This is a genomic window from Bacillus stratosphericus (assembly GCF_020524495.1).
Classification (GTDB): Bacteria; Bacillota; Bacilli; order Bacillales; family Bacillaceae; genus Bacillus; species Bacillus stratosphericus_B.
This window is the reverse complement of record NZ_JAIVLB010000082.1, coordinates 1-2,552: the sequence shown is the minus strand read 5'-3', so window position 1 is coordinate 2,552 and position 2,552 is coordinate 1. Positions and strand designations below refer to the sequence as shown.

Annotated in this window: 3 protein-coding genes; 1 reads left to right on the top strand and 2 read right to left on the bottom strand. The window is 34.0% G+C overall.

Annotation, left to right across the window (positions count from 1 at the left end):
- Positions 1-118: 118 nt before the first annotated feature.
- Complete coding sequence (locus tag LC033_RS16935) at positions 119-253, bottom strand: hypothetical protein (RefSeq protein WP_264188796.1); 135 nt, start codon at positions 251-253, stop codon at positions 119-121.
- Positions 254-420: 167 nt separating this feature from the next.
- Positions 421-1,341: a DUF4885 family protein gene (locus tag LC033_RS16445; RefSeq protein ID WP_226570294.1), complete on the bottom strand. Its 921-nt coding sequence runs from the start codon at positions 1,339-1,341 to the stop codon at positions 421-423.
- 109 nt (positions 1,342-1,450) lie between these two features.
- Between LC033_RS16445 and LC033_RS16440 the strand changes: the two genes are divergently transcribed.
- Positions 1,451-2,308 (top strand): hypothetical protein, encoded by an 858-nt coding sequence (locus tag LC033_RS16440; protein WP_226570292.1) that lies wholly within the window; start codon positions 1,451-1,453, stop codon positions 2,306-2,308.
- Positions 2,309-2,552: the final 244 nt, after the last annotated feature.

The window sequence follows — 2,552 nt, the reverse complement described above, 5'->3', positions numbered from 1 at the left end:
ATTATAACAATATCCGAATTCAATTAAAATGAAACAACCAGTCACCGAAAGAGTTTCGACAACTGGCTGTTTCATAAAGGTGTTTTGATCCCTGTCTCAAAAACGGGGGTCAGTCCCATCAGCTTTTATCGCTCTTTTCTTTTAACAGCTCTATGATGAGTTCATTTTGTTTTCCAATTGATGTTAAACTTTTCTCTATCATTGTACTTGATATGACAAGCACAATTAAAATTGCAATCCCCACAAATAACAAATAAAGCCCTCCTCAATTTGAAAATCAATTTAATACTTCTAGTTAGTTCTTGTTTTGTTGTGGGAATCCTCCAATATTTTTAGAAACAAGACGCTGTGATCGTATTGTCATAGCACCTTGTTTACAGTTGATTTTTATACATGATTCAAGCCCTCGTTTAGTTAACTTCAACCAATGTCATATAAAGCCCCATTTTGATAACCAATAGATAGCACCAAATCAGGAATAGAATCAAACCCGTTTTTGGCTAGATCAAATAGCTGTGCACCATAATGTGAAGCGGCAATACGCGCATTTTCTGCGGTGTACGGATTTTTCAGAAGTTCTTCTTTGTATATATCAAAAATATTTGTTCCGTTATCCGTAATAAATTGACCGTTTACAATGCTTAAATCGTTTAAATTGTAGCCCGTCACCGTTTTGATTTGATTGACAAGATGGAATTTTGCAAGGGTGTCAGCTGTGAATTGAGTGGAATCGTCAGATCTGCTTTTCATGATATGAAAAAATAACTCTCTTGTATTGTTGTTTGTATTTAATATGTCTTCTATTTGTTTGACCAGCGATTCGTCTTTTGATCCACTCACCACTAATTTAAAATTATTTGGGTCAATTGTAAAAATTAAATTTGCATTTTTAGGAATGGTCAAACCATTGGTAGAAAATAAAGCTTGCAGTTGTTCGTTCACTTTTTGGCGATTGAGTATTTTCTTTTCTACACTTTCTTGGGTAGGATCGTATCGTTTTTCATTGCGGAAGATGGCGTCATTAAAATCGTATTGTCCACCCTTATTATTCCTTGCCCAACTCATTTCCATAATGTAAGCAGCTTCTCTCTCCACGGAAGTTAGGTCACTTCTGAAATAAGAAGAGTGTGGATTTCGATACTTATCATATATATGGCCTTGAGGATCTTTGAAACGTTTATTTTGTTCATTTATTTTTTCGTATTTCTCATCTAATATTTTCATTCGTCTATCAGATTCGGTCATCACCTCATTTGTACTTTGGATAGCTGGCTGGTTTTTGGAGTCTATACGGTTATGATTGTTTGAAACAACTGTTGTGTATGATGTGTTAATATTCATTTTGATTCTCCTTTTTTAAAAAAATAGTGATTATTAAATATATCGGCAATTAAGTTAAAATTTGTTAGTTTTGATCCGATATAGTAATTATTACAAGGAGGGTTAAAATATGACAAATAGTATCTTTAAACGTTTTTTATTACCAGCATTGTTGTTTATGCTTGTTACCAGCTTTATTACGCCAAATACAGCAGAAGCAGCTATCACAGGGAATAACAGTCCTAACACAGCAAGTTCAATGGGATATTGGAAATATAGTCGTTCAGACACAACAATCTTACCTGAAGGTGAAAATGAAGCGTATTATCAGTTCACGATCAACAAGGGTGAAAGAGTTTATGTAAGAAGTTCGTATAATAAGCAATATACAGGGATGAATATCGAGGTGTATAATTCGAAATATTCTAGGACAGGGTCCGAAGTTATTAATCCTCATTCAGTAACGCCCTTTATTTTTGCGAATACAGGTGAAGTTACTTCAACTACAGAAACTTATTTTGTGAAAGTGACCCGTGGTACATATACAGGGGATATGTATTTTACTGTCTCAATTCAAGATCGTATTAAATCTGGAAATGGGAAATTCAACTTTACAGGGACCGCTACCAACTTGGGGAATTCTTCTTTGAATCTAACAGGTGTTGATTCTTCTGTCATTACAATGGATTTAACTAATAATCCTGCAGTTCCTAAACGTGCTGTTGTTAAATCGATTTCCACGACTAGTACTCAAACACCTAACCAAGGGAATGTTACACACAAATTAATGGCTAGTGAAAGCAATATTTGGTACCAATCACTTTTTTCATCTGCAACAAGTGGTTCTTATCGTATTTCTCTGGAAGATCAATTAAAAGTGGCTCAAAAATGGAGCTTTAAGTACAACGCAAAAGCTACAGCGAAGTCTACCATGAGAAATGTCAGTGCTAATATCAATTATGAATATGATGTCACGGATGGATTCTAATTGTTTGGAAAAATTGTATAAAAAATCCATATAAACGATTCAGTTATAAGTACGAGTGTTAAAGAAATTAATATGCATAATAAACGATTCAGTCAAAAAAAGACAAGGAGAAATGGGACTGACCACATAATATGAGACAAATAAAAACACCTTTAAGTTGAACATCGGGTATAGCATACCTGAAAACAATTTGGAGGTGTTTTTGTATGAAAAAAAGAGTAAGTTATCCGATTAGCGTAAAAGA